The sequence below is a fragment of the Halopseudomonas oceani genome (genome assembly GCF_002903165.1).
Lineage (GTDB): Bacteria > Pseudomonadota > Gammaproteobacteria > Pseudomonadales > Pseudomonadaceae > Halopseudomonas > Halopseudomonas oceani.
In genome coordinates, this window is the sequence record NZ_PPSK01000011.1 from 41,537 (window position 1) to 67,238 (window position 25,702).

Genomic DNA, 25,702 nt, shown 5'->3' on the forward strand with positions numbered 1-25,702 from the left:
CAGTGTAGCAGAGAAGCGCTGTGCTCAGCGACGGATGCGGGTCTTACGAAAGCCACCATGACTGGCGAAGTGGCCGGTGTCGCCGGTTAGCCAGAAGCGGGTAGCCCGGTAGGCTGCCTGCAGTTTGCTGGTGTGGTAGCTGCGGGTTTTGCTGTAGGCCCAGCGCCAGCCACGCTTGCGAGCTTCCATGGTCGTAAACCTTATCTCGACATAGTGTCACGGGAGTGTCAAAAATCAGCCACAATCACGGCGCCACGCCGATTTTGGCTTGTTTTTGACGACTTTCAAAAGAGGCTGAGAGCATAGCGTCATTTTGACACTATTGGAACCGGTGATCGCTAGCGGCCGATTTTACTGGCCGCCATCCAGGGTTACCCGGTTTCGGCCTTGCTCCTTGGAGACATAGAGGGCTTTATCAGCGCGCTCCAGCAGAGCCTGATAACCGGGCATGTCATCGCCGATGGCGGCAACGCCGAGACTGACGGTAAAGGTCAGCGGCGAGCCTTGGTAGTCGAGGACCTTTTGTTCCACGGCGTGACGCAGCCGTTCGGCAAACTGGGCGGCTCCGTCCAAGGGAGTGCCTGGGAGTAGCACCACAAACTCCTCTCCGCCGTAGCGCCCGGCAAAGTCGGTTTCGCGTACCAGCTGAGAGGTGATTTCCGCGACGGTACGGATCACCTCGTCCCCAGTCTGATGACCGTAGGTATCGTTGACCCGTTTGAAATGGTCGATATCAAAGATGACCAGGCTCACCGGGTTGTCGTAGCGCTGGTGGCGGGCGAATTCCCGTTCCAGGCATGATTCCCAGTAGCGGCGGTTGAGCAGGCCGGTAAGACCGTCGCGCAACGCCAGCTCTTGCAGCTTGGTGTTGGCAGACTCGAGTTGCCGCTTGTTGACCGCTACACCGGTCACATCGTAGATGATCAGGCAGACGTGATCGGTTTTGCCGGTGGAACTGCGCAAGGGCAGGATGGTGACGTTCTGGTACATCTCGTCGGCTAGCCCGGTAATTGGCTGGTAGCTCTTGAAATGCACCAGGTTGGGGCGCTGCTCCCAGATCGTAAACGCGCGGGTGCCGAGCATGACGGCCGTTTCAACCTTGTGGGTGAACCAGCTTTGATCGATCTCCGGAAACAGTTCAAACAGAGACGTCCTTGACGCCCGCTCTGCGCTGATCCCGGAGTGGTTTTCCATGAAGCTGTTCCAGACTTCGACGTTGTAGTCGCGATCCAGGACCACGACACCGACATCGATGCTCTGCACGATGTCGAGAAGCCAGTGAAGTTCATTGATATCGATAGTGTCCGGCATGTGCTGTGCCTGCGCCCTTGATCAATCGATCATGTAGTCGAGCCGCTCCCGTAGCTTGGGTACCGAATCCTCGGTAAACAGCAGTAGCAGGTCGAAATGAATATCGAGATTTTCCAGACCGTAGCTGATCTCCACTGCCAGTGTACGCTTCCAGCGGCGCTGGTTGATGCGAATCAGGTCTTCGATCGGGCAGTGCTGACCGAGCACCAGCGGATGGCCTTGCGAGAGAGTAATGTTCAGTTGTTCGGACAGGCCGTTTAGGCAGGCGCCAATGATAATGCTCGCCAGGTCAAGCAGCATCTCCAGTTGAGCGCCTTCGTCGCGTTGGGTATTCAGCAGCTTGGCAACGTCGTCGATTTCCGAGTCGTGGAAGATCAGCAGGGCTTCGCCGGCGATACCTCCGCCAATGTAACCCTGACAGATAGCAGACAGGCGTGCGTCGCGCTGGGCATCGGCCAGTGCCATGTGCAGCTCCCCCACCTCAAGAATATTGACGTTGGGAATCGGCAGTTGGATAAAGACGCCAAGTACCCGACCAAGCAGTTCGGCCGCGCGCCCCATGGCAACGTTGGACACTTCCCGGAACGCATCGCGGAACGAGACGTTTGGCAGGGAACGGTAAACATCTTCTTCGGCTGCGTGCAGCGGCTCCATTGGCACGTCGACACCGAGGGCGTTGAGCGCTTCGGCCAGTTGCATCGGGTCTGCCGGTTTCTTGATGAAGGCGCGGGCACCGAGCGCCTTGGCGCGACGCACGGCTTCATCCTGAACGTCGCCGGAAACGACAATGACCTCTGGCGTAAGGCCTTCTTCGCGCAGCGCTGCCAGCACGCCAAAGCCGTCCAGTTCCGGCATGGTCAGGTCGAGCAGCACCACCTGACCATTGCCCTGGCGAATAGACTCCAGGCCTTCGACTCCGTTGCAAGCCTGGCTGATTCGGAAGGGCCAGTTTGCCGGCAGGGCTCGGATTAGCTGCTTCCGAGCCATGTTCGAGTCGTCGCATACAAGCAAGGGGATGGCACTCACGGCATTATCCTTGTTGCTAATCTGTCCGGCAGGAGTTCAGTTGAGGGCGAGATGGCCGATAACAGCAGATGGCCATCAAGCAACCTATCGGCCAAGCATGACAACTTATTGAACAGTTGAGAAGGGATTCGGGGGATATGCCAAGCGTTTTTCCGGGGAAATTCGGGTATTTTGCGACTCATGGCTGATTTAACGGCGGATAAACGGATGAATCAACGCGACACGCTCGCCGTTCTGCCCGGCTTGCCGATGGAGGGATACCGTGGCTGACAGGCTTGAACGGAATGTACAGCACCGGCGGACGGTGCTGAGGGCTTTGCTGTGGATTACCACCATCGCCGGCGTTGTTTTTGCCATCATTAACATACAGCGCGACGTTTATCTGTTGGCGGTGCTAGAGCTGATCTACGCCGGCTTTGCCGCCTGTCTGCTGCGGTTCGTCAACACGACTCCCCATCTTGGAGCCTGGACCACCGCTTTTCTGGTGCCGTTTTTCTGCATCATGGAGATCGCTCTGGTTCTGCCGCAAAGCTCGTTCACGGTATTCACCTGGATTCAGACCATCCCGATCATCTCCTATCTGCTGCTCGGCAAGCGCGGTGGTTTCTGGATGTCGTTGATCTTCATCAGTCTCGGTGTCGTGGCGTTCAATGTGCGGTATGTGACCGAGGCCAGCCTGCTCAATTTGGTTGTTATGGCCAATATCGGCTTCAGCAGCCTGGCGGTGATGATGTTCTCGCATATTTATGAGAGCAGCCGGGATGACAACGAGCGTCGCCTGATTGAGCTGGCCGGCACTGACAGTTTGACCGGACTGGCCAATCGCATGCGCTTGGCGGAAACCTTCAAGAGCATGCGCAATCAGGCAGAGCGCAATGACCTGCCGCTGTCGCTGGTCGTGCTGGACCTGGATAACTTCAAGCAGGTCAATGACCGCTATGGCCACGAGGTGGGCGACAGCGTGCTGCAGCGCGCGGCAGCGCTGTTTCAGGATCGGCTGCGGGACTCGGATCTGGCCTGCCGGCTCGGTGGCGAGGAATTTGCCCTGCTGTTGCCAGGAGCCTCGCTTGAGCAGGCGGCGGATCTATCGGACGGGTTGCGCCAGCGACTGGCTGATACCCCGGTTGCCGCCGGCCATGACACCCTGAGGGTGACGTTCAGTGCCGGTGTGGCTTCTCTTGGGGAAGACGGCGACAGCCTGAGCGAACTGCTCAAGACCGCCGACCGGCGAATGTACGAGGCCAAGGGCAGCGGCCGAAACCAGGTGGTCGCGGCGGGGCAGCGCTACGCGCTGAGTGCGGCCGGTACAGCGCCGGAAGAGCGTTCTGAATAAAGAACGATTCGTTCAAATTATTTGTCAATCATGGCGGCTCTTCTACACTGATCAGTAAGTCACTGAGCGGATTAGAGGAGGTAGCACGTCATGCGAATCGGCGTTCCCCGCGAGATAAAAAACCATGAGTATCGGGTAGGGCTGACACCTGCCTCGGTGCAGGAGCTGGTCGGGCACGGGCATGCGCTGCTGGTCGAGGCAGGGGCCGGTGAGGCGATCGGTTACCACGATGAACTCTATCGACAGGCCGGTGCTGAGTTGGTCGCTTGTGACCAGGTATTCAGCGACAGTGACCTTGTTATCAAGGTTAAGGAGCCGCAGGCCGAGGAACGTCTGCGCCTGCGACCGGGGCAGACCCTGTTTACCTATCTGCATCTGGCTCCGGACCCCGCGCAAACCCATGATTTGCTTGCATCCGGGGCCACCTGCATTGCCTATGAAACCGTAACGGATGCGGCTGGGCGCTTGCCGTTGCTGGCGCCGATGTCGGAGGTCGCTGGGCGGATGGCGATTCAGGCTGGTGCCAGCTGCCTGGAAAAGGCCCATGGCGGACGCGGCGTTCTGCTGGGTGGGGTGCCTGGAGTGCCGCAAGGACGGGTGGTCATCCTTGGCGGTGGTGTGGTCGGCAGCAATGCGCTGGCGATGGCCGTCGGACTGGGGGCGCAAGTTCAGGTGCTCGACAAGAGTGCCGACGTGCTACGTCGGCTTGACGCTCAGTATGGTAATCGGATTCAAACCCTGTATGCGACTAACAGTGCCGTAGAGGACGTACTGTTGCAGGCGGACCTGGTGGTGGGAGCCGTGCTGGTGCCGGGGGCCTCCGCACCCCGCCTGATCAGTGCCGAGATGGTCAGCCGAATGCCGTCGGGTAGCGTGCTGGTGGATGTTGCCATCGATCAGGGAGGGTGCGCCGAGACCTCACATGCAACGACCCACGACGATCCAACCTATATTGTCGATGGGGTGGTGCACTACTGTGTTGCCAACATGCCGGGGGCCGTCGCCCGTACCGCGACCCAGGCGCTGAACAACGCCACCTTGCCTTTTGTGCTGGCGCTGGCGAACCAAGGAGTGGCCGCGGCCTTGCGGGCTGATCCGCATTTGGCCAACGGACTGAATGTCAGCCGGGGCGCGCTGTGCAACCGTGAAGTCGGGGCGTCACTGGACTTGCCGGTGCAGTCACTCGACGAAGCGCTATCAGCGATGGCATGAATGGTCGCAGGTGCGTAGATTTCAACGCAAGTAATCTGATGGGGGCAAACTATCGTGGACAACCAGACCGCCGCAGTGAATTTACGGACCCTGTACGACGAGTATGCACAGCGTCTGGATGCGCTGGAACGTGATCTGCGCAGCAGCCATTCAGCGGACTCTGCAGAGCAGGCGCAGGAGCGTGAAAACGACGATGTGATGCGGGCGCTCAGGCTGGAAGCAGAAGCTGGACTGCGTGACGTGGAGGCGGCGCTGCAACGGCTGCGCGAAGGGCATTATGGGCGTTGCCAGCGCTGCGGTGGCGAGATAGCTCCGGCGCGCCTGCGTGCCTTACCGGCGACGCCCTGGTGCGCGGGCTGCGCAGATCAGGCCTGATTGGCCTCGTCGCGCAACTGGTCGATACGCGCATCCTTGCGCAGCCAGAGATCAGAGACCCAGCGCTGGAAGCGTTCCCGGTAGTGCGGGTCGCCAGTATAGTCGCCCTGCAATAGCGCCTCGGGCAGCTCGCATTCGTGGATGTCGACGATCACGTGTGCGACCTGACCGCTGACCAGGGCCCAGAAGCCGGGAGGGCGTGCGCCGGGATACACTATGGTGACGTCCAGAACGGTCCGCATCTGTTTGCCAAGTGCGGCAAGAACAAAGGCAATGCCGCCGGATTTAGGTTTCAGCAGGTTGCGGTAGGGGGACTGCTGCTGTGCGTGCTTGGCCGGGGTAAAACGCGTGCCTTCCAGATAGTTGACCACTGTAACCGGCAGCCCCTGGAACTTCTCGCAGGCGCGCTGGGTGATCTCCAGATCCTTGCCTTGATCTTCGGGGTGTTTTGCCAGGTGCGCCTTGCTGTAGCGTTTCATAAAGGGGTAGTCGAGCGCCCAGAAGGCGAGTCCGAGAAACGGCACCCAGATCAGCTCGCGTTTGAGGAAAAACTTGAAGTAGGGCGTCTTGCGGTTGAACGCCTTGACCAGTGCCGGGATATCGACCCAGGACTGATGGTTGCTGATGACCAGATAGGAGTGTTGCTGGCTGAGGTTGGCATCACAGCGGATATCCCAGTGGGTGGGCGTCAGCAGTGCGAAGATTGCCTTGTTGCCCTCTGCCCAGGTTTCCGCGATCCACATGACGGCGGCGGAGCAGAGCCGCTGTAGCGGCGGCCATGGCAGCAACTTGACAATGCCGATTAACAGCATCGGGCCGATCCCTATCAGCGTATTAAGCAGTATCAGCAGGCAGGTCAGGATGCCTGTCACCCAGTGCGGCATAGCGATTCCTTCGCGCAAAACAGAGGCTAGCATAGCGAGTTTTTTGCCCCCGCGGCCAGTCTGTGTTCACCCGTAAGGGTGATGTGCAGCCGGGTGGGGCGCTTCTATCGTCGGGACCTGACGGGTTCGCGTTGCAGCCTTTGGAGTGGGCATGGGTTCTGCCGGCAAGCTTGATATCTGTTTCCTCTATCGTCGTGCGGCGGGTTTGCCGATAGTGCGTCGGCGGGGGCAGCAATTGCTGCTGGCGTTGCTGTCCGGTGCGCTGCTGTGCCTGCCATGGGTCGATGGCAGCCTTTACTGGACGGCCTGGTTTGGCTGGTTGCCGCTGCTCTTCGCGCTACAGGGCGTGTCGTTGGCCAGAGCGGCGCTGCTGGGGTGGCTGGCGGGGAGCGTGTTCTATCTGGGCACAGCCTATTGGATGGTCCACTTCGCGGTGTACCTCAAGGGGTTGTCGCTACCTGTCAGCGTTCTGCTGGCAGCGTTGTTCTGGCTCTATTGTGGTGCCGCTATCGGGCTCGGTTGCCTGGTTTATCGCTGGCTGGCCCGGCGTCTTCCCCAACTGATATTACTCAGTTTTCCGCTGTCTATCGTGGGTGTCTGTGCCTTGTTCCCCGGGCTCTTCGATATTCGTTTCAGCGAGACGCAAGTGGCCTTCCTGATCGCGATTCAGGGCGCTGATATGGTTGGCGCCAAGGGGATGGATCTGCTGATCCTGCTGGTCAACGGGTTGCTTTTTCAGTTGTTGGTGGGGCTGCGCGGGCGCGTGGCGTCAGCATTGGCCGGGGCTGGTGCAGTGCTGGTGCTGGGTTGGTTCGGCTATGGCTGGCTGGCGCTGGCGCATTGGGATGCGCAGGTCGCCGACTGGCAGCATATGCGGGTTGGTCTGGTGCAGCCCAACGATGCGCCTACCCGCCGTATTCCCGCTCCGCCTGAAGGCTACTCCAGGCAGTATCCCGAAGAGATGGAGGCCACCAGCCGCCTGGCGGCAGCCGGTGCGCGTTGGGTTGCCTGGCCTGAGGCTCGTTACAAGGGCTACTTCGATCATCAGAGTGTCCGTCAGGCCTACACCGATCAGGTTCTCGCGATGGGCACCGATCTGCTGTTCCATGATGTGGAAACCCGCAATCGCCATGCCGAGCCGATCAGTTACAACACGGTAGGCTGGCTGCGCCGCGATGGCGAGCTGGCAGGACAATACCGCAAGATGCAGCGCGTACCCTTTGGTGAGTATCTGCCGGCGTTCTGGCAACTGCCCGGCATCAGTGCCCTTGCACACGCCGTGCTGGGTGACTACCTTCGGCCGGTCGGGGCAGGGGATATGCACACCAGCTTTGCCATCGACGGGATGCAGGTGGTGCCGAAAATCTGCTATGAGACCGCCTTTCCTGCGTTTATTGCCGACGCGGTCGGGGAAAACGTCAATGGCAAGGTGCTGCTGTTTGTCTCCCAGGACAACTGGTTTGGTGAGACCTCGCAGCCCTTTCAGCACCGGGCCATCTCGATCATGCGTGCGGTGGAGAATCGGGTACCGATGCTTCATCTGATCAACAACGGCCCGTCGGTTGCGGCGGCGCCGAGTGGGCGTCCGCTGGCAGGCACACCAGCCTTTTCGCGAGCCGAGTTGCTGGTTGATCTGCCCTACTCGGTCAGTGCGCAGCCCAGTTTTTATGGCCGTCATGCCGGTCTGCTAGGCCAGCTTTGGCTGGTAATGCTGGCGGCACTGATACTGCTGGCGTTGCTGACGCCCCGTCGGCAGGTGGGGCTTACCCCGTGACGGTGCTAGCGCTCCTCGCTGCGGTAGAGGGTTTGCCCTTCTTTGATGGTTTCCAGCACCCTGAGCGTCAGCAGATCCTCCTTCACCACCACAGTGGGGTCGCGGTCCAGGATGATCAGGTCCGCCAGCTTGCCGCTGCTGATTGAGCCTTTGCTGTCTCCTTCAAAGTGCTGCCAAGCGGGCCACAGGGTCATCGCCTTGAGGGCGGTTTCGACGTCCAGCCGTTGATCCGGTCCCAAGACGTAGCCGCTGCGGGTAACCCGGTTGACCGCGCTGTGCAGCAGGCGCATTGAGTCGGGGAAAATGACCGGCGCATCGGAGTGGATGCTGAAGGTCATGCCGGCATCCTGTACCGAGCGGGTGGGGGAGATGAACGCGGCGCGTTCCGGTCCGGCAACCGAGGTGCGGTGCCAGTCGCCCCAGTAAAAGGTATGCATCGGATACAGCGAGGGAAAGATACCCAGCGCCTTGAGCTGCGGTATCTGGTCTGCTCGCAGATACTGGCCGTGGATCATCACCGTACGGGGGCCGGATGACAGCGGGTTGCCGGGTTGAGCCATGCGAACCAGTCGGATCATCTGATCAATGGCGGCGTCGCCGTTGGTGTGGATCAGCAACTGCCAGCCGTTGGCGTAAGCTTTGCGCATCATCGCCAGAGGTACGGCGTCGTCGGCAAAGATCGGGCGGCCGCGGTAACCGGCCTGTTCATGTTCAGGGGGCTGGACATAGGGCTCGGTGAACCAGGCGGTCTTGCCCTGCGGAGAGCCGTCAAAGGTCAGCTTTACTCCGCCCAGACGCAGGTGATTCCGATAGTCTACCGACATCAGGGGGCCGTTTAAAACGGGGTCGTCGAGGGTCTGCTCCAGATCTGGGTAGATCACCAGGTCCAGCTTGAGCAGGTTGGCTTCGGCGGCCTGTTGCATGCCGACCACGGTATCGGCGGAGGCGCGACCTTCTTGCACGGTGGTGAAACCGTTGGCCAGATAAATCTGTTGGGCGCGGTTGAGCATGTCTGCATGCTGCGCAGCAGTGAAGCGGGGTATCAGCTTGATCAGAGTGGCAATATGCGCGTTCTCTTCCATCACACCATTGGGCGTGACGCCGTCCGCTTCCCGGATGATGACGCCACCTTCGGGATTCGGTGTGGTTGAGTCGATGCCGGCCTGTTTCAGGGCAAGACTGTTGTACACCCCCAGGTGTCCGGACTGGTGAATGGCGACAATCGGAACGTCGGTGGCAACCGCATCCAGCTCTTGTCGGGTTGGGTGGCGCTTCTCTGCCAATTGCGAGTCGTCGTAATTGAAGCCAATTAACAGGTTCATCTCGCGTGCCTCGGGGTGGGCAGCGAGGTGCTCACGCAGTGCCGTTTGCAAGTCGGCAATCGAGCTGCCCGGACCGTCGGGCGGAGGCAGGAGGTTGGCGGAGATGGCCTGCAAGCCAACCATGCTGAAGTGGCTGTGCGCATCGAAGAACGCAGGCAGCAACGCATGCCCCTGCAGGTCACGCATCGTGGTATGCGCCGCACGGTGGGTGCGTTCGATCTCGGCACGCGAGCCGATACCGATGATTCTGCCCGCGGCAATGGCAACCGCTTCGGCGCGCGGTTGTCGGTCATCCATGGTCAGGATTGGGCCACCCAGGTAAATGCTGTCGGCTATTTGCCCGGTGGCAGCGGTTGCCGGGCTGCTGGCGAAAAGCACCAGGGCCAGTAGTGTGCTGCGTACAGTCATGGCGCATCTTGCTCCGTTTGGCCAGCCGCCGGAATGGGGCGAAGCCGGGATTCCTCAGCTGGAGTGTAGACGGCACTGCAGCAACGACACGGAAACCAACCGTCTTTGCTGTTGCTCGGTAGGTACTGCCCGATTCAGGCGAACTGGCCTGCGGTGTAGCCCGATGACCAAGCCCACTGGAAGTTGAAGCCGCCGAGATGGCCGCTGACGTCCAGCACTTCGCCGATGAAGAACAGGCCGGGACACTGCTTGGCTTCCATCGTCTTGGAGCTGACGTCGTCGGTGCTGACGCCTCCCAGGGTAACCTCGGCGGTGCGATAGCCTTCTGTGCCGGAGGGCTTGAGCTGCCAGCTGTTGAGCTTCGCCCCGATCTCGCGCAGCTGTCGATCCGGCATTTCGGCCAGCGCCGTATCGTCGTCGGCCGGCCACCAGAGCGCCTGCAATTCGGCTACAAGCGACTTGGCCAGATGGATGGCCAGGCGGGTTTTCAGTCGGCTGCGCGGTTGTTGCTGTTTTTCCTCCAACAGCCATGCGGTGGCATCGAGGCCGGGCAGCAGGTCGACGCTGAGGGCGTCGCCCGCCTGCCAGTAGTTGGATATCTGCAGCATGGCCGGGCCGCTCAGGCCCCGATGGGTAAACAGCATGGCCTCACTGAAGTGCTGGCCGTTGCAGCTGACCTCGACATCCAGCGCCAGGCCGGCCAGCCGCTCGCAGATCGGCTTGAGCTGGTCGCTGAAGGTGAAGGGCACCAGCCCGGCGTGGCGCGGGACCAGTTTGAGGCCGAACTGCTCGGCCAGCTGATAGCCAATGCCGCTGCCGCCGAGTGTCGGGATCGACAGACCACCGGTGGCCACCACCAGCGACTGGCAGCGCAGTGTGCCGGGGCGGCCCTGCTGTTCGACGCTGAGGACGAAGCCACCATTATCGGTCCGGGTAACGGTGCTCAACTCACAGTGGGTACGAATTTCCACGCCGGCCTGCAGGCATTCGTTTTCCAGCATGTCGAGAATCGGCTTGGCCGAGTCACGGCAGAACAACTGCTGGTGTTTGCGCTCTTCATAGTCGATGGCGTAGCGGCCGACCATGGAGATGAAGTCCCACTGGTTGTAGCGCTTGAGAGCCGACTTGCAGAAGTGCGGGTTGGCGGAGATGAAGTTGTCTGCCTCGACGCTGTAGTTGGTGAAGTTGCAGCGCCCGCCACCAGACATCAGGATTTTCTTGCCGATACGGTTGGCGCGCTCGATCACTAGTACTCGGCGTCCGCGCTGGCCTGCGGTGGCAGCGCACATCAGGCCCGAGGCGCCGGCGCCGAGTACGATCACGTCAAAGTCGGAGGCGGGCTGGGGCACGTTGAACTATCCGCGAGTGGCAGGGTGGCTGGAAACGGCGAATTCTAGCATTTTTGGGGTGTCAGCGCGGGGCTGGCGTAGAATGGTGGTTTATCCCGTTATCGAGGCTTGTCGCATGTCTTCCACCGCTCCGCCGGACCACAGTAATGCTGATCCGCTGCACGGTATCACCCTCAAGGTGCTGCTGCAGTGGCTGGTTGATCGCTATGGCTGGGACGAGTTGGGGCGGCGGGTGCCGATCAACTGCTTTGTGCACGAGCCCAGTCTCAACTCCAGCCTGAAGTTTCTGCGTCGCACACCCTGGGCGAGGGAGAAGGTGGAAGCGCTGTATATTGCTAGTTTGCCAGCCAGCCGAGGGTGACTGCTGCCAACACCAGGTAACGTCCGCCCTTGGCTATCAGCACGATCAGGGTGAAGCGCCAGAGCGGTTCGCGCATGACGCCGGCGACGATGGTTAGCGGATCGCCGATGAACGGTGTCCAGCTCAGCAGCAGTGACCAGAAACCCCAGCGGTGATAGGCCTGCTGGGTGCGGTGCAGGCGTTCGGGCGTCAGCGGGAACCAGCGCTGTTGCTGGAAGTGTTCGATATAGCGGCCCAGCCACCAGTTGATCATGGCGCCCAGCAGATTGCCGGCGGTCGCCACCAGCAGCGTCAGAGTCAGGTCGTAGCGCTCCGTCAGCAGCATGCCGACCAGCACCACCTCGGACTGCAATGGCAGCAGGGTAGCGGCACCCAGTGCAGCGAAGAACAAACCGATATATCCAGCCAGCAAGGCGCTTATCACCCGATTACGGCCCCATCGCAGGTAATTGCATGAGCGGGGATGATAGCGCGACAGGCAGCGGATATCGCCTCGGGGATGTTACTAAAGAACAAATCATTCTTAATTTCCAGAAAAGTCGAAATACCGGTTCACCCCGCAGTCCAAAGCGTGAATAATGCCCCGCTCTTTTTCTCGCTGTGCTGGAGTGTCCATGCCGGAACTGTCCGCTGATCTCACCAAACTCGCTGCGTACTCCACCGGCCGGCGCCTGTCCTGGCTGATTCTGCTGGCGTTGGCTGTTGGCGGATTTGGTATTGGTACCGGTGAGTTTGTAATCATGGGTCTGATGCCGACCATGGCCGCAGACCTTGGCGTAAGTGAGCCGCAGGTGGGGCACGTCATCAGTGCCTATGCGCTGGGTGTGGTGGTTGGCGCGCCGGTTCTGGCGGTGTTTGGCGCTCGCCTGTATCGGCGTCACCTGCTTTTGCTGTTGATGGGGTTCTTTGCCCTTGGTAATGCAGCGACTGCTTTGGCACCCGGCTACCATTCGCTGATGTTGGCGCGCTTTGTAACCGGCTTACCCCATGGTGCCTACTTCGGTGTGGCTGCTCTCGTCGCCGCGTCCATGGTACCTCCTCATCGACGCGCCGCTGCCGTCAGCCAGGTGATGCTCGGACTGACCATTGCCATTCTGATTGGCAACCCGCTGGCGACGCTGGTCGGCCAGTCTGTGGACTGGCGCTACGCTTTTGTTGCGGTCTCTGTCATTGCGCTTGTGACCATTGGCCTGATCGCCTGGTTTCTGCCGCTGGATCGCAGTGAACGTCGCAGCAACCCGTTGGCGGAGCTGCAGGCGTTTCGGCGTATTCAGGTCTGGTACGCGTTGGGTATTGGGGCAATCGGCTTTGCCGGCATGTTCTGCGTGTTCAGTTATCTTGCGGTAACCCTGCTGGAGGTCACGCAGGTGTCGCCGCTGGTGGTGCCGGTGGCGGTGGCGACGTTCGGTGCTGGCACTCTGGCCGGCAACCTGCTGGGCGGTTGGCTGTTCGAGCGCCTTCAGTTTGGCGCTGTAGGTGTGGTGCTGATCTGGAGTGTGCTGGTGCTGCTGTTCTTTCCGTTCGCCGTGCAGACCTTGTGGAGCGCGCTGCTGGCGGCCTTTCTGGTCGGCACCATGGTCGCCCTGTCGCCGCCCCTGCAGACCCGCTTGATGGATGTGGCCGCCGATGCCCAGACCCTGGCTGCAGCCTCTCATCATGCGGCGTTTAATGTAGCCAATGCGCTTGGTCCCTGGCTGGGCGGACTGGCGATCAGCGCTGGTCTGGGCTGGACGGTCACCGGTTATGTCGGTGCCGCCACGGCGGCGCTGGGCATGCTGCTGTTTCTGCTTGCCTGGCGGCACCAGCGGCAGCACCCGGAGGACCTGCGTCCCGGGCGCTGAACTCAGGCCTCGGCGATGTTCGCGTCGTTGAACGCGTTGGCACGCTCTGCCGCCGGGCGTGCGAAGGCGGCGGCAACATAGTCGGCAAAGCCGGGGCGTTCGGGCACGATGCCTTCCTGCATCGCCCAGCCCAGCTGGGACGACAGGTACAGGTCGGCAGCGGTGAAGTTGTCGCCACACAGCCAGGGGCCACCGAGCATCGCCTGTTGCAGGGTATCCAGGGTTTCGTCGAAGCTGCCGAAGCCAACCATGCGCGCGCGCTCCGGAGGCACTTTCCAACCCAGTTTGCGGGCGGTAATGGCTTGCTCCAGCGGGCCCGCGGCAAAAAAGAACCAGCGCAGGTAGGCGGCACGGCGCGGGTCGTCGACCGGCGGTGCCAGTCGATGGCGCGGAAAGCGGTCGGCAAGATAGGCGCAGATGGCCGGGCACTCGGTAATCAGCAGGTCGCCGTGCATCAGTGCCGGCACCTTGCCCATCGGGTTGATCACGCGATAGGCGTCGCTTTTCATGTCGTCGCCGTAGCGAATCCAGATGGTTTCGTAGGAAACCTGCAGCTCCTCCAGCATCCAGTGCACCATCCGGCCGCGCGATTGCGGATTGCTGTACAGGGTGAGTCCATGCATGGGTGATTCTCCATTACCGCTCATTCAGTGTTAAGCAAGCATAGTCGTTGTTTACCGGGTCACCAGTCCAGCAGCACCTTGAGCAAGCCGATACTGCTGACGCTCAGCAGGGTGATTCCGAGCACACGAAAGAAGCGGCTGCTGTCACCTGCCAGCATGCGGTTGTGGAAGCGCAGACCAATCAAATGGCCGACGGTAACGCAGGGTAGCAGCCAGAGATGATGAATCAGTTGCAGGTCCACCCCGGCCCAGACGAAGGCCGCCATCTTGATGGCAACCAGTACGAACCAGAGGACGAACAGCGTGTCGCGCAGCTTTTCCTTGGCAATATGCTGTGCGGCGACGGCAATGATCAGGGGGGCGCCGATCAGCGATGTGCCGCTGATGTAGCCGCCCAGCATGAGAAACAGGGTGTCAACCAGCCGGCTGTTGCTGCGAAACGGCCGGTTGAGAATGTAGGAGACGGCGTAGCCCGAGACGATGACGAAAATGATCATGCTCATGACGTTGGCCGGCAGGGTCAGCAGACCGAAGACGCCGATAAGTTTGGGCACTATCATCACCGCCAGCATATGGCCGAGATAGCGCCAGTCGACCGTCCCGCCATCAGCCGGACGCGATGCCGCACGGTTGTTGAGAAAGACTGTGAGCGATGAGAACAGCAGCAGGTGGGCGGCAATTAGCGGCAGGAACACCAGCGGGTCGTCGTGTACCAGCAGCAGAAAGGGCAAGGAAAGCACCGCGCCACCGAAGCCCAGTCCGGACCGGACAAAGCCACTCCAGACGAAGATCAGGCCGATCAGCAGATACTGCGTCAGGGTCAGGTCGGTCATGGTTCGCCTCCGGGCAACGTGGGGGCGACAGTGTACTGGAGCGGTCGGTGCGCGTCAGTGCTTCAGACGCTGCGGTCCAGTGCCAGATCGGTATGGCTATAGAGACGGAAACTGCGGCTGGTTTCGGCGTAGTCCCAGCGTTCTACTGAACAGCTGTGAAAGGGGCCGTCGGTGCTGTGTTCGATCAGGTTGATCGAATTTGGTACCTCCCCGCGTACGCGTGATGACAGTGCGGTCCCGGCTTGGGCGGTCCAGCCCTGGCGGCTGCCGCTGCCGCTCAATGGTCGTACGTAGGGCAGATGGATGTGCCCGGCCAGCAGCAGGTCCATGCCTGCATCGATCCAGCGCGGAACGACTTGCTCGTGACCCTTTAGCAAATTGGCCTGGTCCGACGCTTCAATCGCGGCAACCGGATGGTGCTGGATGACAATGCGCAGTTGCTGGCTGCGTGCGCTGTGCAGGAGACGACTGACGCGCTCGATCTGACGCTCACCCAGTTCACCGTTCTTGTGTCGCTGGGGGCGGGTGGAGTTAACCCCGATGATTAGTAGACGACTGGTTTCGTAAAGGGGCTCCAGGTCGTTGCTGATATGGCTGCGGTAGTTGCCGTAGGGGTTGAACAGACGGCTGAACAGGTTGAATAGCGGCAGGTCGTGATTGCCCGGGACCGACAGCACCGGTGCCGGTAGCTGATCAACAAACGCACGGGCCCGACGGAATTGGTCTGCCCGGGCGCGCTGGGTAATGTCGCCAGTGAGGACAGCCAGGTCGGGGCGCTGCTCTGCCGCGAAGGCGAGCAGTGCAGTCATTACCTCCGGTTGCTCGGTGCCAAAGTGCGGGTCGGAAAGATGCAGCAGGCGGGTCATGCGTCGTGCTCCCGCAGACTCTCGTCACGCGGCACCAAGAGTGGCAGGCATTGATCTGCAACCTGAAACAGCAGCGGTGAGTACATCCAGCTTATTTCGCCGTCCATCGCCACCTTGACCTTGCGGCCGCTCTTGCCCAGGCGCACGCGCATGCGCTGGAAGGCAAAGCTGCTGACCTGTTCGGCGTCGCCGAGTCGGCTGAGCAGGCCACGCAGTACCAGACCATACAGCGCAAGCGTGCCCATCGGTCTGGCCGTCATGGCGACCAGTTGCTTGCTTTGCAGGGCGTCGCGCTCAGCGATACCCAGGTGTTCAAGCTGCAGGGCATTATTGCCGACCACGATGGTCTGGGTGCGCAGGTGACGCAACTGGCCGCTGGTTTCCAGTTGTACCCTGAACTGCCGGTGGGCGCGAAACAAGGTAGCCAGCGCTGACCATAAGGCGACCAGACGGCTGCGGCCGTAGCGTTGCTTCCAGGCTTCGCGGTCCTCGAGCAGCGTCGGATACAGACCAAGGCTGGCGTTGACCAGAAACACCTTGCCGTTGAGCAGGCCGACCTGAACTGGCTCGATCACCGCGTCGAGCAGGCAGCGACAGGCGTGCTCGGTATCCTGCGGAATACCGTAACTGCGGCCGAAATAGTTGAAGGTGCCTTGCGGCAGGATGCCGAAAGGAACTCCGCTACCGAGGACCAGATTGCTGACTGCGTTGAGCGTGCCGTCGCCGCCTGCCGCGATAACGGCTCCATGCTGCTGGCGGGCCTGGGCCAACGCTGCACGTGCCTGATCAGGCAGCTCGCTGCCGTTGATGGCTTCAAAGATGGTGAATCGACGACCAGCGTCGCCGAGGACGCGCTCGATAGTTTGGCGGACCTCTCCACCTTCATGCCTGCCTGAGCTCGCATTCAGCACGATGAATAGAGGTGTTTCGGCGGGCAGTGGCTGTCGGGCGCTCTGGGTCATGCGGTACCTCGCTGCTGCGTGCCTCGAGCTTGCCGGCCCGGCGCGCAGATCCTGACTGGTTTGGGGTTTAGTCAGGGGGGAACTGCGGAAGGTTCAATTTGCAGTTACCCGATGGCGCGTTGGAAGGACTGTCTTAAGGATGGATTAAGACTCAGCGCTTAAGCTCTCTCCATTATCAACCCACGCTCAGGAAGACATTGCCATGCAGGCCTCGAACGAACGTTATCACTCCCTTAATGTGACGCTGCACTGGGTCATGCTGCTGCTGATTGCGGCGGTGTATGCCTGCATCGAGTTGCGTACCAGTTTCCCCCGCGGCAGCGACCCCCGCGAGTTGCTTAAGCACTGGCACTTTGCGCTGGGTATGGCGGTGTTTGTGCTGGTCTGGTTGAGATTGATCGGGCGCCTGCTGTTTCGTGCCCCAGCCATCACGCCGCAGCCGCCAAGCTGGCAGCGTGCTGCCGCCAGTGCCATGCATCTGGCTTTGTATGGCCTGATGATCAGTTTACCGTTGCTGGGCTGGTTTATCCTTAGTGCTGGCGACAAGACGCAGATATTCAGCTGGCTGACATTGCCATCGCTGGTTGCCCCTGATCGCCAGTTGGCTGGTCAGTTGAAAGAGATTCACGAGTGGCTTGGGGTCGCCGGGTACTGGTTAATTGGCTTGCATGCTGCGGCAGGTGTCGCTCATCACTATCTGCTGCGCGACAACACCCTGACGCGGATGCTGCCCGGCCGGTCAGGCAACTGACGGACGGGCCCTGGGCTGAGCACTCCGGTTCAGTCCAGGGCCTTGCACTATCTGCTGCCGGCCTGTGCGTGAGTTATGCCGCTTGTCGGCAGCCGGGCAACTGGCTCAACAGCAGAGGCAGGGCAAAACCGGTAACCGCACCTGCCAACACGTCGCTGGGCCAGTGCACGCCAAGCGTCATCCGGGACAGGCCGATCAGGACAACCCAGATCAGCGCCGTTGACCACCAGGCAGACTGCCACCGGGGCATGCGCCGCGTCGCAACAATAGCCAGTGCGCCCGCGCAGGCTGCGGTGCCGAGGGTGTGCCCGCTGGGGAAGCTGTAGCTGCTCAGTTCTACGGTACTCCATAGTGCTGGCCTGGGACGGGCAATCAGCGCTTTGCTGACTGTCACCAGCAGGGCGCCGCCAAGCCCGGATAGCGCCAGCAGCAGGGCGTTTGAGATGTCCCTCCGCAGCAGCAGCCAGGTCATGCTGAGGCTAATCAGCAACGTCAGGAATACCGCCGACCCGCTATGTGTGAAGCCTCCCAGCAGAGCGCTCAACAGTGCGGGGGTATGCTGACCTATCTGGCTGAGCAGAGTGTGGTCCAATGCCTGGCTGAGGCGTGGCACTACCAGCGCCGTAAGCCCTGCTGCGAGCACCAGCAGGCACGCCGGAAGGGTGAGACGACGCGGTGCTGGCCTCTGCCCTTTGCCGGGTGTTAGTGCCGCATACAGCAGCCCCGAGGCGACTGCTGCACTTAGCAGTAACAGGGGCAGATTCTGCATGGGGCGTAGCTCAGAAGGTGTAGGTGCCGGGTTGAGGGTCCAGCGTGGGCGGCAGTGGCGGCTTAACGGCGGGCTCTGGCGTTGGTTCCGGCGCTGCCGGGGCGATGGGCTCCGGTTCGCTGGCGGCGACGTGCTCGGCCAGCGTGGCCTTCCAGAGGGTCTCGAACTCGCCTACGAACTGCTTGAAGCTATTGCGCTCGGCCAACTGACGCGCGTTGTCGATGGCAGCCTCGGAGTTCCACATACTGGTGCGCTGTGACTCCCGGGCACTCGATTCGGCTGCGCCGTAAATGAATCCGGTACGTACATCCACCAGTAATGCAGAGGTGGTGGCGCTGACGAAGGCTTCCTTATTGGGCAGGAAGCCCAGGGTCACGGCAGACAGCGGGCCCAGCGACGTGCTCTCGACGTTGAAGCGGGTATCCAGCGTGTAGATCAGCAACAGATCGGCTTTCAGGCGGGCAGCACCGAGGCGCAGATCCCTGATGGTGTTCAGTTCCTGCGGCAGGATCAGGCGGGTAATGGGGGCAACCGCTGCAATGTCGTCCAGTGCCGCGATGCGCTTGAAGTCGTCTTCGCTTTCGACGTCCCGGGTGGTAACCACGCTGAAGCTGCCGGTGCCGTAACTGTCGGCGGTCAGCGAGCGGTAGCCTGCCGACTGCACGCGAACCACGGCCAGACGGGCCGGAAATTGGGCTGCAGGTTCAAGGGACATCAGTTCAACAATGTCGTCATCACCCAGCGTTGCCATGTTCACCCCGGCGGCTGGGGTGGTGTAGGTGGCGCAGCCTTGCAAAATGGCAAGGCCGAGGGCAAGCAGGGACACAAGAATACGTCGATTCATCGGCGTAGCGGTTCCTCGGGAATGGGGTGGGCGAATCCGCAAGGCTGGTAGCAACGGCGGGTTCTGCGAACGGTAAATGGTATCGCGTTGAGCGCAGGGCAACAATCTGCGACAGAATCTTTCTTGGACTCACTGTGGTGTGCTGCGCGCTACCGGATGGAACACGTACACTGTCATCTTTGCCGACATTCAGGGTGGTAGTCCGTGAGCGAACTTTTCCGAATTGAACATCGTGACCCCGAAACGTTCAGGCGTCAGACCCGGCGCAGCTCTATGATCGTCGTGGCGACCTTCGCTTTGTTTGGCATGGCTATCCCTGCCCTGCTGGTTGGCCTGTTCGGCGGTGCGGGTGAGGGCGGCAACTTTGGCTTGAACCTTGTGGGTGTGCTGCTGGCTGCAGCGATCACCGCGATCCTGGTGCGGACTGTGTTTCTCAAGCAGAGCTGGATGGACGCAGCAGCCTATGGCTGGCGGCTGAAGCGGTCGCTGATGCGGGTTACCAATCAGATGCATCAGGTTAAGGATGGAGTAAAGGCCGGTGATGAGTCTGCCATGCTGCTGCTGCGCTTTTACCATCTTGGTCTGCAGGAGATGCACCACCTTGATGGCAACACCAGCGAGATGCTGGAGTTGGTAGCCGAGCGTGAGCAATTGCGTGAGGCGCTGGCGGCGCGTGGGGTGTCGGAGGAGCAGCTGGCGCTGCGAAGCGAATGGCTGGAGCATGTGGCGGGCAGCGGAAAAAATTAGCGCCCGAGGTCGTCGGGCTACTTTTTGGCTGGCGGCATGACAACCCATTCAGGCTCGTCGAACTCGCCGACAAAGCGGATCTCACAGCAGTGCGCCGCGCCGCGAATAATCTCCTCAACGGCCGGGTTGGGCGTGTCCTCCATCGCATCCCGCGCGGCCTTGCTGTCCCAATGGGCAATCGCGATTAGTTTGTCCGGATCGCGCAGGCTGCGATGCAGCTCGGTGCCGCGTGCGCCGGGAGCCTGCTGGATCAACGTGCTGGCTCGCACCCAGGCGTCGGCATAGTCCTCGGGCTGAAAGCCCGGTTTGATCGTTACTTCGAAGATATATTTCATTGCGAACTCACTGGTTCAGCGTCGCGTGCTTTCGATATCAACCAGGCGCCCGTCGATAAAACGCAGCTCGCGGACCATGCCGTTGCTCGGGCCGTAGATCCAGTGCTCAACGGTGACGCTGCCCTCTGCCGGGTAGCCATCGGGGTCGATATGACGAGGGGTGTGCTGGCGCGAGTCAGGTTCGCCACACTGCTCAAGCACCTCCGCCATCATGGCGCCAGTCGCAATGATGCCGTGGTCACAGCGCATGGTGGCAGCCTGAACCGCGCTGCCTACCACTAGACCAATCAGTGGCAGGGTGATTCGGTAGATATGGCGCATGCAGTTGATCTCCATCTGGTCAGGGGTGGCCCCACAGTGCTTGTTGCAGTGCCAGGGCCAAGGCCGCTTTGGCACTCTGGATCTGCTCTCCGTGATACCAGAATGTGGTCAAGACCGCTACAAAGGCAACGGTCAGCAGCCCCAGACTGAGGTAGCGCTGTGACGCGGTCATTGTCTGACTTGCCTTACCGAAGCGATTTTCGGTGCGTTGTCCCGGCCAGATTAGCAGATAGACGCCGAGCACTGGCCCCAGGGGCGTTAGGCTGATCAGGCTGAGCCAGCCGCTCCGGTTGAGGTCATGCAGGCGACGAATCATCAGGCTGAGGGCCAGCCAGCAGTGGAAAAACAGGATGGAGCCAGCACTCAGTAGCAGCGAGCGCAGCTCATGGCCGAATAGATACCATGCGGCCGCATAGAGCGGCATCGGCAACAGCAAATTGAGCACCGCGTGGTAGAGCCAGTACCACGACAGCGAAAGTCGGCCGTGCATAGCGATGAAGCTGGGTTGCGCAGGGCTCTTGCTGCGACTGCTGCGGTGGGCTGCTGGGCTGACGACCCGCTGGCTCGGTTCGGCGGTTAGCGACGTGTTTCCCAGAACGGGCTCGATGCGATTCATTGCGCTTCCTGCGTAGATATTATTGTTGTGGTGACCATCATGCCGCTTACCCTGGCAGGGGCCAAGATGGCAGGCACAAAAAAGCCCGGCGCGATGGCCGGGCTTTTTGCTTGCTGCGGGTCTTACAGGCCGAACTTGGCCTTGAACTCGCGGCGACGGCGGTGCAGGACCGGCTCGGTGTAGCCGTTCGGCTGCTTGGTGCCTTCAACGCACAGTTCAACGGCGGCCTGGAAGGCAACGCTGTCGTCAAAGTTCGGCGCCATCGGCTTGTAGGCCGGGTCGCTTTCGTTCTGACGGTCAACCACTGCAGCCATGCGCTTCATGGTTTCCATGACCTGCTCTTCGGTGCAGATGCCGTGGCGCAGCCAGTTGGCGATGTGCTGGCTGGAGATACGCAGGGTCGCGCGGTCTTCCATCAGGCCAACGTCGTTGATGTCCGGTACCTTGGAGCAGCCAACGCCCTGGTCGATCCAGCGCACAACGTAGCCGAGGATGCCTTGGGCGTTGTTGTCCAGTTCCTGCTGGATTTCTTCGGCAGACCAGTTGGTGTTCGGTGCCAGCGGAATGGTCAGGATGTCGTCAACGGAGGCCGGAGTGCGCTTGGCCAGTTCGTCTTGACGCTCGGCAACGTTCACCTTGTGGTAATGCAGGGCGTGCAGGGTGGCGGCGGTCGGGGACGGAACCCAGGCGGTGTTGGCGCCAGCCATCGGGTGACCGATCTTCTGCTCCAGCATGGCAGCCATCAGGTCGGGCATGGCCCACATGCCTTTACCGATTTGCGCACGACCTTTCAGGCCGGTGGCCAGGCCGATGTCGACGTTGTTGTTCTCGTAGGCACCGATCCAGACTGCGCCCTTGATTTCACCCTTGCGGATGAACGCGCCGGCTTCCATGGAGGTGTGGATCTCGTCGCCGGTGCGGTCGAGGAAGCCGGTGTTGATGAACACAACGCGCTCACTGGCGGCCTTGATGCAGGCCTTCAGGTTGACGGTGGTGCGACGCTCTTCGTCCATGATGCCGACTTTCAGGGTGTTGCGCGGCAGGCCCAGCATGTCTTCAACGCGGCCGAACAGCTCGGTGGTGAACGCCACTTCTTCCGGACCGTGCATCTTCGGCTTAACGATGTAGACCGAACCGGTGCGGGTGTTCTTGCGGCTGGTGTTGCCGTTCAGGTTGTGCATGGCGATCAGGCTGGTGACCGCTGCGTCCATGATGCCTTCCGGCACTTCGTTGCCGTCCTGGTCCAGGATCGCGTCGTTGGTCATCAGGTGGCCGACGTTGCGAACGAACAGCAGGGAGCGACCGTGCAGGGTCAGAGTGGTGCCGTCGGCCTTGGTGTATTCGCGGTCCGGGTTCATGGTGCGGGTGAAGCTGCTGCCGCCCTTGTTGACGGACTCAGCCAGGTCACCTTTCATCAGGCCCAGCCAGTTGGCGTAAACCACGGTCTTGTCGTCGGCATCAACGGCTGCGACGGAGTCTTCGCAGTCCATGATGGTGGTCAGCGCGGACTCCATCAGCACGTCTTTTACGCCGGCAGCGTCGGTCTGGCCGATGTTGCTGGTCGGGTCGATCTGGATTTCAAAGTGCAGACCGTTGTGCTTGAGCAGCACGCCAGCCGGTGCCGCAGCGTCGCCCTGGAAGGCGATGAACTGGGCGGCGTCTTTCAGGCCGGTGGTGCTGCCATCTTTCAGGGCGATGCTCAGCTGGCCGTCCTTGATGGTGTAGCTGGTGGAGTCGACGTGGGAACCATTGGCCAGCGGGGCTGCCTCATCAAGGAAGGCACGAGCGAAGGCGATAACCTTGTTGCCACGGATTTCGTTGTAACCCGGGCCCTTGGTGGCGCCGCCTTCCTCGGAAATCGCGTCGGTGCCGTACAGAGCGTCGTACAGCGAGCCCCAGCGGGCGTTGGCAGCGTTCAGGGCGAAGCGGGCGTTCATGACCGGCACAACCAGCTGAGGGCCGGCCATGGTGGCGATTTCTTCGTCAACGTTCTGGGTGGTGGCCTGGAAGTCAGCGGGTTCGGGCAACAGGTAGCCGATTTCCTGCAGGAAGGCTTTGTATTCGGCGGCGTTGTGGGCTTGACCTGCACGCGCCTGGTGCCATGCATCGATCTGAGCCTGGAAGTCGTCACGCTTGGCCAGCAGGGCCTTGTTCTTGGGTGCCAGATCCTTGATCAGGGCTTCCACACCGCTCCAGAAGCTGGCGGCATCAACGCCGGTGCCGGGGATGGCACGCTCGTTGATGAAGTCGTGGAGAACTTTGGCTACTTGCAAACTGCCAACTTGGACGCGATCTGTCATGTTACACCCTCACTGTGCTGACAACCTGCGCGCTACGCGCATCAGGACGTGGAAATTGGAGACGCGGTATGTTACACGATGATCGGTTGCAAATCATGCCTGACGGGCGTAATTCTGTCGGGCCAGCCGTGGATCAGGGAGTGACCGGCGGGTCTGTTTCTCCTTCTCTCACTGGACACCGAATGGATCACGCTTTCTTTTCTTCCCTCGCTGAACGTCTCCCCGTGCTTGCCCCGGGGCTGGCGACGGATGAGGCTGCGCGCCGTTACGCTGGCTATTACGGTATTGATTTTCGCGATCGGGCCGAACAGCATCTGGGCCGTATTGAGGTCGATGGCTTCAGCGTCGCCACGCAGATATGGAAACCGCCGGTGGCGCGCGGCACCTTGCTGATCCTGCACGGTTACTACGATCACATGGGGCTTTACCGCCATCTGATTCAGTGGGCGTTGGAACAGCATTACGCGGTGCTGGCGTTTGATTTGCCCGGGCATGGCCTGTCCAGCGGCGAGCGGGCCAGCATTGACTGTTTTTTGCGTTACCAGAAAGTGCTTGATGGCGTACTGGAGCAGGCGCTGCGCTGGCAGCTGCCGGCCCCGTGGCACATGCTTGGGCAAAGTACCGGTGGGGCGATTCTGATCGATCGTCTGCTGCATGGCCCGTTGCCGGCGGAACTGGGGCAGACGGTGCTGATGGCGCCGCTGGTGCGGCCTAAACAGTGGGGCTTCTCGCAAATGGGGTTGAAGCTGCTGGGTGGCTTTGTTCAACAGCTCAGCCGCCGGTTTACCGATAACTCCACTGATCAGGCGTTTCTCGACTTTATCCGCAGTCAGGATCCGCTGCAGCCGCAGGTGCTGCCGGTTGCCTGGGTACAGGCTTTGGAGCGCTGGATTCCGCGCATCGAGTCGGCCGCAGCAGTGGCGCATCGGCCGCTGATCATTCAGGGGCAGGAGGACGGTACCGTCGACTGGCAGCACAACATTCAGGTGCTTGAGAGCAAATTTTCCGGGCTCGACACCTTCTACCTGCCAACCGCCCGTCACCACCTTGCCAATGAGCACCAGACGCTGCGTCAGCAGTATCTCGACTGGCTTGCGCCGCGGTTGTTGTCCTGATTTGTGGGCGCGCTGGTCAACGCTGTCAGCGCGCTTGACCAGCCTGGCCTTATCGCGCGGAAGGCAGCCTGAGACGCAGGGTGCTGGGGTGTTCTGCGTCGAACCAGACACTGCCGCCGACGTTTTCCACTACCCGACGCACAATGGGCAACCCCAGACCGGTACCGGTGCTGTCCTGTCGCCCCTTGCGAAAGCGCTCGAACATCGCCTCCTGTTGGGCCTTGGGGACACCCTGGCCAGCATCGGCAATGCTGACTTCCACCATCTGCGCGCCGCGCCAGGCGCGCAGATGTACCGGACCCCGGCCGTGTAGCAGCGCATTCTCCAGCAGGTTGACCAGTGCCAAGCGCAGCTCCTCGGCCTGTCCCAGGCTCTCCAACCCATCCTCCACCTGTATCTCCAGTCGTCGCTGCTGTGCTTCGAACAGCGGCAGCAATGAGGCCGCCACTTCGCGCACTAGCCGTGACAGTGCCGTGCTGCTGCGCGGGGCGGCGAAGCGCTGTCCATCCTCCTGACGCGCCAGCGCCAGCAGCTGTTCTGCCAGCCGGGTGAGCTGTCGCATTTCCTGTTCCAGTGCCAACCAATCCGCCTCGCCGCTGCGGCGAGCGTCCTGCAGTCGCAGGTCCAGCACTGTCAGCGGCGTACGCAGCTCGTGCGCGGCATCAGCGATGAAGCGCTGCGAGGCATCGTAAGCCCCGGCCAGTCGGTCCAGCGCCTGGTTTGCTGCATTGGCCAGCGGCTGCACCTCTTGCGGAAGGTCGGCCAGCGGAATGCGTTGATCCGGCGCCTGGGGGCCAATATTGGCGGCCAGCGCGGTCGCGCGGCGTACCGGGCGCAGAGTCCAGTGCAGCAGGGCGAGGATGAGCGCGGTGCTCAGCAGGCCGAGGGGCACGATAAACAGCAGGCTGTGACGCAGACGATCAAGCAGCAACTGGTTGAGCATGTCGCGCTCTGCCGCATCGTTGCGCGAGACCATCAGCACGGAGCCATCGGGCAGTGCAATGGGCACATTGATCACCTGCCCACCAAAGGGGCTCCAGTGCCACCAGCTGTCGTGATCATCCGGCGTGGGCAGACGCAGGCGACGCGGGCGCGGCATGTAATCGGCGAAGCTGTGAAGGCTGCCGTCTGGATTGTAGAGGGTGTACTCCATTTCGCTGCCGGCGTGGTAGCGCGGCAGTGTGCTGATCGGCTGATCAGCGCTGTAGTGCTCACTGACGGTACGGGCCTGTAGCTGCAGGATGCTGCGCCTCAGGTCGTCCCGCGTTCCATAGGTGAGCACGGCCGACAGGCTGGCGCCGAGGACAAATACCAGTAGCAGTGCAATCAGGATTCGCAGGCGCAGGCTGCGCCGCGATCTCGTCAGCTTGCCGTCAGCAAGCGCTGGCATAGTGTCGCTCGCTAATAATATTGATAATATTTAT

The 25,702-nt window shown here is 61.3% G+C and carries 27 protein-coding genes; 9 read left to right on the plus strand and 18 right to left on the minus strand.

Features of this window, described 5'->3' with window-relative positions; all coding sequences use genetic code 11:
* Window positions 1-24: 24 nt before the first annotated feature.
* The 3 genes from C1949_RS19435 to C1949_RS12170 all read right to left on the minus strand — a co-directional run bounded on the left by C1949_RS19435 (window position 25) and on the right by C1949_RS12170 (window position 2,337).
* The gene (locus tag C1949_RS19435; RefSeq protein ID WP_170063066.1) at window positions 25-189 is read right to left on the minus strand and encodes a hypothetical protein; all 165 of its coding nucleotides are present in this window, start codon (window positions 187-189) and stop codon (window positions 25-27) included.
* A 162-nt stretch (window positions 190-351) separates the two neighbouring features.
* The gene (locus C1949_RS12165) at window positions 352-1,311 is read right to left on the minus strand and encodes a sensor domain-containing diguanylate cyclase (RefSeq protein ID WP_104738746.1); all 960 of its coding nucleotides are present in this window, start codon (window positions 1,309-1,311) and stop codon (window positions 352-354) included.
* A gap of 21 nt (window positions 1,312-1,332) precedes the next feature.
* A complete protein-coding gene (locus C1949_RS12170; RefSeq protein WP_104738747.1) occupies window positions 1,333-2,337 on the minus strand; it encodes a response regulator in 1,005 nt (334 codons plus the stop codon).
* A gap of 262 nt (window positions 2,338-2,599) precedes the next feature.
* Here C1949_RS12170 and C1949_RS12175 point away from each other — a divergent pair, with 262 nt between their 5' ends.
* The 3 genes from C1949_RS12175 (at window position 2,600) to C1949_RS12185 (ending at window position 5,257) form a co-directional block, all read left to right on the plus strand.
* Window positions 2,600-3,670: a GGDEF domain-containing protein gene (locus C1949_RS12175; protein WP_229744441.1), complete on the plus strand. Its 1,071-nt coding sequence runs from the start codon at window positions 2,600-2,602 to the stop codon at window positions 3,668-3,670.
* Window positions 3,671-3,760: 90 nt separating this feature from the next.
* On the plus strand, window positions 3,761-4,882 hold the full coding sequence (gene ald / locus C1949_RS12180; protein ID WP_104738749.1) for an alanine dehydrogenase: 1,122 nt from the start codon (window positions 3,761-3,763) through the stop codon (window positions 4,880-4,882).
* A 54-nt stretch (window positions 4,883-4,936) separates the two neighbouring features.
* On the plus strand, window positions 4,937-5,257 hold the full coding sequence (locus C1949_RS12185; protein ID WP_104738750.1) for a TraR/DksA family transcriptional regulator: 321 nt from the start codon (window positions 4,937-4,939) through the stop codon (window positions 5,255-5,257).
* Here C1949_RS12185 and C1949_RS12190 read toward each other — a convergent pair.
* Complete coding sequence (locus C1949_RS12190) at window positions 5,248-6,141, minus strand: acyltransferase (protein WP_104738751.1); 894 nt, start codon at window positions 6,139-6,141, stop codon at window positions 5,248-5,250. The genes C1949_RS12185 and C1949_RS12190 overlap by 10 nt on opposite strands.
* Before the next feature lie 151 nt (window positions 6,142-6,292).
* Here C1949_RS12190 and lnt point away from each other — a divergent pair, with 151 nt between their 5' ends.
* A complete protein-coding gene (gene lnt / locus C1949_RS12195; protein ID WP_104738752.1) occupies window positions 6,293-7,915 on the plus strand; it encodes an apolipoprotein N-acyltransferase in 1,623 nt (540 codons plus the stop codon).
* Window positions 7,916-7,920: 5 nt separating this feature from the next.
* Here the strand turns inward: lnt and C1949_RS12200 are convergent, their stop codons facing one another.
* A complete protein-coding gene (locus C1949_RS12200) occupies window positions 7,921-9,645 on the minus strand; it encodes an amidohydrolase (RefSeq protein WP_104738753.1) in 1,725 nt (574 codons plus the stop codon).
* A gap of 134 nt (window positions 9,646-9,779) precedes the next feature.
* Window positions 9,780-10,994, minus strand: a complete 1,215-nt coding sequence (locus tag C1949_RS12205) for a BaiN/RdsA family NAD(P)/FAD-dependent oxidoreductase (RefSeq protein ID WP_104738754.1) — start codon at window positions 10,992-10,994, stop codon at window positions 9,780-9,782.
* A 115-nt stretch (window positions 10,995-11,109) separates the two neighbouring features.
* Between C1949_RS12205 and C1949_RS12210 the strand changes: the two genes are divergently transcribed.
* Window positions 11,110-11,355, plus strand: coding sequence for a VF530 family protein (locus tag C1949_RS12210; RefSeq protein WP_104738755.1), 246 nt, complete (start codon window positions 11,110-11,112; stop codon window positions 11,353-11,355).
* Here C1949_RS12210 and C1949_RS12215 read toward each other — a convergent pair.
* Window positions 11,330-11,767: a YqaA family protein gene (locus tag C1949_RS12215; RefSeq protein WP_104738841.1), complete on the minus strand. Its 438-nt coding sequence runs from the start codon at window positions 11,765-11,767 to the stop codon at window positions 11,330-11,332. The two genes, C1949_RS12210 and C1949_RS12215, sit on opposite strands and share 26 nt — an antisense overlap.
* Before the next feature lie 202 nt (window positions 11,768-11,969).
* Here C1949_RS12215 and C1949_RS12220 point away from each other — a divergent pair, with 202 nt between their 5' ends.
* Window positions 11,970-13,196, plus strand: a complete 1,227-nt coding sequence (locus tag C1949_RS12220; RefSeq protein WP_104738756.1) for an MFS transporter — start codon at window positions 11,970-11,972, stop codon at window positions 13,194-13,196.
* Between the two features lie 2 nt (window positions 13,197-13,198).
* On the opposite strand, the gene C1949_RS12225 is transcribed toward C1949_RS12220, so the two are convergent.
* From C1949_RS12225 to C1949_RS12240, 4 genes are all read right to left on the minus strand, one after another.
* Window positions 13,199-13,819, minus strand: coding sequence for a glutathione S-transferase family protein (locus C1949_RS12225; protein WP_104738757.1), 621 nt, complete (start codon window positions 13,817-13,819; stop codon window positions 13,199-13,201).
* A 59-nt stretch (window positions 13,820-13,878) separates the two neighbouring features.
* Window positions 13,879-14,652: a sulfite exporter TauE/SafE family protein gene (locus C1949_RS12230; protein WP_104738758.1), complete on the minus strand. Its 774-nt coding sequence runs from the start codon at window positions 14,650-14,652 to the stop codon at window positions 13,879-13,881.
* A gap of 62 nt (window positions 14,653-14,714) precedes the next feature.
* Complete coding sequence (locus C1949_RS12235) at window positions 14,715-15,518, minus strand: metallophosphoesterase family protein (RefSeq protein WP_104738759.1); 804 nt, start codon at window positions 15,516-15,518, stop codon at window positions 14,715-14,717.
* Window positions 15,515-16,480 carry a diacylglycerol/lipid kinase family protein gene (locus tag C1949_RS12240; protein WP_104738760.1) on the minus strand — a complete coding sequence of 322 codons (966 nt, stop codon included), beginning with the start codon at window positions 16,478-16,480 and terminating at the stop codon, window positions 15,515-15,517. Before C1949_RS12240 ends, C1949_RS12235 begins: the two co-directional genes overlap by 4 nt.
* A 202-nt stretch (window positions 16,481-16,682) precedes the next feature.
* Here C1949_RS12240 and C1949_RS12245 point away from each other — a divergent pair, with 202 nt between their 5' ends.
* Window positions 16,683-17,231, plus strand: coding sequence for a cytochrome b (locus C1949_RS12245; RefSeq protein ID WP_104738761.1), 549 nt, complete (start codon window positions 16,683-16,685; stop codon window positions 17,229-17,231).
* Between the two features lie 73 nt (window positions 17,232-17,304).
* Here the strand turns inward: C1949_RS12245 and C1949_RS12250 are convergent, their stop codons facing one another.
* Both C1949_RS12250 and C1949_RS12255 read right to left on the minus strand, forming a co-directional pair.
* Entirely contained in the window at window positions 17,305-18,000 is a 696-nt protein-coding gene (locus tag C1949_RS12250) for a phosphatase PAP2 family protein (protein WP_104738762.1), read from the minus strand.
* Window positions 18,001-18,010: 10 nt separating this feature from the next.
* Complete coding sequence (locus C1949_RS12255; RefSeq protein ID WP_104738763.1) at window positions 18,011-18,844, minus strand: hypothetical protein; 834 nt, start codon at window positions 18,842-18,844, stop codon at window positions 18,011-18,013.
* 204 nt (window positions 18,845-19,048) lie between these two features.
* Here C1949_RS12255 and C1949_RS12260 point away from each other — a divergent pair, with 204 nt between their 5' ends.
* Window positions 19,049-19,591, plus strand: coding sequence for a DUF3087 family protein (locus C1949_RS12260; protein ID WP_104738764.1), 543 nt, complete (start codon window positions 19,049-19,051; stop codon window positions 19,589-19,591).
* 17 nt (window positions 19,592-19,608) lie between these two features.
* On the opposite strand, the gene C1949_RS12265 is transcribed toward C1949_RS12260, so the two are convergent.
* From C1949_RS12265 to C1949_RS12280, 4 genes are all read right to left on the minus strand, one after another.
* Complete coding sequence (locus C1949_RS12265; RefSeq protein ID WP_104738765.1) at window positions 19,609-19,926, minus strand: antibiotic biosynthesis monooxygenase family protein; 318 nt, start codon at window positions 19,924-19,926, stop codon at window positions 19,609-19,611.
* Between the two features lie 15 nt (window positions 19,927-19,941).
* Window positions 19,942-20,247 (minus strand): DUF2845 domain-containing protein, encoded by a 306-nt coding sequence (locus C1949_RS12270; protein ID WP_104738766.1) that lies wholly within the window; start codon window positions 20,245-20,247, stop codon window positions 19,942-19,944.
* Between the two features lie 19 nt (window positions 20,248-20,266).
* The gene (locus tag C1949_RS12275) at window positions 20,267-20,863 is read right to left on the minus strand and encodes a DUF805 domain-containing protein (protein WP_104738767.1); all 597 of its coding nucleotides are present in this window, start codon (window positions 20,861-20,863) and stop codon (window positions 20,267-20,269) included.
* Between the two features lie 122 nt (window positions 20,864-20,985).
* On the minus strand, window positions 20,986-23,163 hold the full coding sequence (locus C1949_RS12280) for a malate synthase G (RefSeq protein ID WP_104738768.1): 2,178 nt from the start codon (window positions 23,161-23,163) through the stop codon (window positions 20,986-20,988).
* 182 nt (window positions 23,164-23,345) lie between these two features.
* Between C1949_RS12280 and bipL the strand changes: the two genes are divergently transcribed.
* Window positions 23,346-24,278, plus strand: a complete 933-nt coding sequence (bipL, locus tag C1949_RS12285) for a phospholipase BipL (protein ID WP_104738769.1) — start codon at window positions 23,346-23,348, stop codon at window positions 24,276-24,278.
* A gap of 49 nt (window positions 24,279-24,327) precedes the next feature.
* Here the strand turns inward: bipL and C1949_RS12290 are convergent, their stop codons facing one another.
* Window positions 24,328-25,668, minus strand: coding sequence for a sensor histidine kinase (locus C1949_RS12290; RefSeq protein ID WP_104738770.1), 1,341 nt, complete (start codon window positions 25,666-25,668; stop codon window positions 24,328-24,330).
* Between the last annotated feature and the right edge of the window lie 34 nt (window positions 25,669-25,702).

What these genes read in the sequence shown, in the direction of transcription:
- C1949_RS12225 (WP_104738757.1), bottom strand. Translation starts at nt 13,819, where the DNA reads ATGCATGGACTCACCCTGTACAGCAATCCGCAATCGCGCGGCCGGATG.
- C1949_RS12280 (WP_104738768.1), bottom strand. Translation starts at nt 23,163, where the DNA reads ATGACAGATCGCGTCCAAGTTGGCAGTTTGCAAGTAGCCAAAGTTCTC.
- C1949_RS12290 (WP_104738770.1), bottom strand. Translation starts at nt 25,668, where the DNA reads ATGCCAGCGCTTGCTGACGGCAAGCTGACGAGATCGCGGCGCAGCCTG.
- C1949_RS12265 (WP_104738765.1), bottom strand. Translation starts at nt 19,926, where the DNA reads ATGAAATATATCTTCGAAGTAACGATCAAACCGGGCTTTCAGCCCGAG.
- C1949_RS12235 (WP_104738759.1), bottom strand. Translation starts at nt 15,518, where the DNA reads ATGACCCGCCTGCTGCATCTTTCCGACCCGCACTTTGGCACCGAGCAA.
- ald (WP_104738749.1), top strand. Translation starts at nt 3,761, where the DNA reads ATGCGAATCGGCGTTCCCCGCGAGATAAAAAACCATGAGTATCGGGTA.
- C1949_RS12245 (WP_104738761.1), top strand. Translation starts at nt 16,683, where the DNA reads ATGCAGGCCTCGAACGAACGTTATCACTCCCTTAATGTGACGCTGCAC.
- C1949_RS12220 (WP_104738756.1), top strand. Translation starts at nt 11,970, where the DNA reads ATGCCGGAACTGTCCGCTGATCTCACCAAACTCGCTGCGTACTCCACC.
- C1949_RS12210 (WP_104738755.1), top strand. Translation starts at nt 11,110, where the DNA reads ATGTCTTCCACCGCTCCGCCGGACCACAGTAATGCTGATCCGCTGCAC.
- C1949_RS12230 (WP_104738758.1), bottom strand. Translation starts at nt 14,652, where the DNA reads ATGACCGACCTGACCCTGACGCAGTATCTGCTGATCGGCCTGATCTTC.
- lnt (WP_104738752.1), top strand. Translation starts at nt 6,293, where the DNA reads ATGGGTTCTGCCGGCAAGCTTGATATCTGTTTCCTCTATCGTCGTGCG.
- C1949_RS12250 (WP_104738762.1), bottom strand. Translation starts at nt 18,000, where the DNA reads ATGCAGAATCTGCCCCTGTTACTGCTAAGTGCAGCAGTCGCCTCGGGG.
- C1949_RS12190 (WP_104738751.1), bottom strand. Translation starts at nt 6,141, where the DNA reads ATGCCGCACTGGGTGACAGGCATCCTGACCTGCCTGCTGATACTGCTT.
- C1949_RS12165 (WP_104738746.1), bottom strand. Translation starts at nt 1,311, where the DNA reads ATGCCGGACACTATCGATATCAATGAACTTCACTGGCTTCTCGACATC.
- C1949_RS12200 (WP_104738753.1), bottom strand. Translation starts at nt 9,645, where the DNA reads ATGACTGTACGCAGCACACTACTGGCCCTGGTGCTTTTCGCCAGCAGC.
- C1949_RS12275 (WP_104738767.1), bottom strand. Translation starts at nt 20,863, where the DNA reads ATGAATCGCATCGAGCCCGTTCTGGGAAACACGTCGCTAACCGCCGAA.
- C1949_RS12255 (WP_104738763.1), bottom strand. Translation starts at nt 18,844, where the DNA reads ATGAATCGACGTATTCTTGTGTCCCTGCTTGCCCTCGGCCTTGCCATT.
- C1949_RS12270 (WP_104738766.1), bottom strand. Translation starts at nt 20,247, where the DNA reads ATGCGCCATATCTACCGAATCACCCTGCCACTGATTGGTCTAGTGGTA.
- C1949_RS19435 (WP_170063066.1), bottom strand. Translation starts at nt 189, where the DNA reads ATGGAAGCTCGCAAGCGTGGCTGGCGCTGGGCCTACAGCAAAACCCGC.
- C1949_RS12240 (WP_104738760.1), bottom strand. Translation starts at nt 16,480, where the DNA reads ATGACCCAGAGCGCCCGACAGCCACTGCCCGCCGAAACACCTCTATTC.
- bipL (WP_104738769.1), top strand. Translation starts at nt 23,346, where the DNA reads ATGGATCACGCTTTCTTTTCTTCCCTCGCTGAACGTCTCCCCGTGCTT.